General features: G+C 46.3%; 2 protein-coding genes and 1 pseudogene. 1 reads left to right on the top strand and 2 read right to left on the bottom strand.

All coding sequences use genetic code 11. The features are described 5' to 3' along the window. Positions 1–258: 258 nt before the first annotated feature. Positions 259–1,296 (bottom strand): PEP-CTERM sorting domain-containing protein, encoded by a 1,038-nt coding sequence (locus RMO84_RS15365; protein WP_310489316.1) that lies wholly within the window; start codon positions 1,294–1,296, stop codon positions 259–261. Between the two features lie 310 nt (positions 1,297–1,606). On the opposite strand from RMO84_RS15365, the gene RMO84_RS15360 reads away from it, so the two are divergent. Next, entirely contained in the window at positions 1,607–1,735 is a 129-nt protein-coding gene (locus RMO84_RS15360; protein ID WP_310489315.1) for a hypothetical protein, read from the top strand. 101 nt (positions 1,736–1,836) lie between these two features. On the opposite strand, the pseudogene RMO84_RS15355 reads toward RMO84_RS15360, so the two are convergent. Beyond that, positions 1,837–2,030 (bottom strand): annotated as a pseudogene (locus RMO84_RS15355) (IS1 family transposase); the annotation flags it as partial.

Here is a 2,030-nt window from a genome sequence, read left to right as displayed (position 1 = left end):
CCGAGGAGGGGATTTTTCTCTGTCACCCTTTGGGTGATGGATGATGCTGTCTACTAAGATTCTGCCCAAATGTCTTCCTCGTACTGCCCACAGGGCAGCACCGAAAAAATCCCCTCCTCGGAGGGGTGCCCGTAGGGCGGGGTGGGTCAGATCTCCGCAGCACACCCAACAAACCCCCACACACCAAAATCCCCCTCACCACAGATGAAGGTGAAGGGGATAAATAATTAAGGCAGGAATTTTTTGTGTGTAATCGATTTACGCTTTGCTGGTAGCTTTGAGCTTCTTGCGCATCCGGAAGGCTACACCACCACCGATCAGGGTACCGATAACGGTGAAAGGTTCGGGAATTTTTTTGGCTGTCACTGCTGAAGCAAAGGCTCCGTCTCCTGTCACGGTATTTCCTGCAACTGTTGCTGTTGTGTTGGGAAGGATGCTTTTATCACCATCAATCCCACTGTAGACATTATTAGGAACACCACCCGTTGTGTTTGCTTCAAACTGTAATGTGACCGAACTAGTGTTGAGGAAATTTAAGAGGACATCTCCATTCACAGATGTCTCCGCTATGTTGTGACCGCCACCAGAAAAAAGATAGCTGTTAGCATTTTCTGAAACGCTCAATGGCCCGATCCCTGTCGTTCCATCGGTTGATGTCACTGTCCCTTGACCGATTCGATAACTGTTTAAACCACCAGTGTCAGAACCTTTGAAGACTCGCAGGGCTTCACTTTGAGTAGATTCTCCATCGATGTCATAGATGATAAAGTTAAAATCAGCGAGCGTAGCAGCAGTTGTAAAGGTATGGGTAGTGCCATTAGTCTGAAAAAAGTCGAACTTATAGGTCATTCCACCCACGCCAACTTGGCCAGCAGTATATACAAACGCAGCATCAGCACTAGATTGATTAATTCCGCTAGCATTCGGTGCACCGAAATTCGGTACTTGCCCAAGCATAGTGTAACCAGTTCCAAACGGGGTGCTGGTAAGCCTTGCATCAACTCCTGAAGCAACATTACGGAAGTCGAATACTGTGGCTCCGGTATTTGGTGAGCTAACATATCCAGCTCCGTGGCCATTTACACTGGTGACGTTGTTTGCTTGGACGGGATCGTTGAAGAGTAAACTGGTAGTGACTGCACCAGCTTGTTCGGGTTGACAGACAGTCGCTACAGCAGCCAGACTCAATACAGAAGCAAAGATCGATCGATTGAGCTGGTGCTGACCCAGAGAGTGCGGATGTGCGCGGGTAGAGCTAGCATCACTCGATCGTGATGAAAAGGATTTTAAATTCATAAATCGGGGGGTATGTTTGTAGGGAACTCTTGCAATTTTTTGCAAACTAGTCTGCTTACGGGCAATACGGCCTCGACTTTCCAGCATTCACGCCTTAGTCCGAGCAGCTCAGTAAAGTATCAAATCATGCCAGCAGTAAGCTTTTTTGCTTAAAAATATCCAGTCAACTTAATAGCAGTTCAGCGAATATATTCTGACTTATCTAGATAGTACCCAAAAAATGGCAAAAGCAGTCTAAATATGTCTAAACAATATCAGCCATTTGGCTGATATTATCAGTTGGTAATCCACACTTGTCAAAATAGCCTTTTTGCAGATCGCAGTATTCGATCGCGTTTGCTGCCGTGCGATCGAATGGTGTCGTGAGGCTGGCGATCGATTGTCTGGAGAGGGTTTAGGTGTCGAGGCTACTAGTATTTACGCCACTCTCGATCTCTAGTTACGATCGCAAAACCTGGAGATTGCCGAACATGAGGATAAATATTGACCCACCATCGAAATTTATTGCAGATCGTTATTTTCCGATGGCGATGCTTTTTCCTGTTTTACCCAGTTAATGATTGTCGTGTGATGGACGCCTTGAAGTCGCTCGATCGCGCGGAAGCTCATCCCATTATGATGAAGTTTCAAGCACTCTTGTTTAATTTGTTGCATGTATCCGCGAGGGCTGTATGAGTCGATAAATTGCTTGCCACAGTCGATACAAATATGGTTTTGCTTGTCTTTCTTGCGAC

Source organism: Chamaesiphon sp. VAR_69_metabat_338 (genome assembly GCF_031423935.1).
GTDB lineage: Bacteria > Cyanobacteriota > Cyanobacteriia > Cyanobacteriales > Chamaesiphonaceae > Chamaesiphon.
This window is presented reverse-complemented; position numbering and strand designations above follow the sequence as displayed.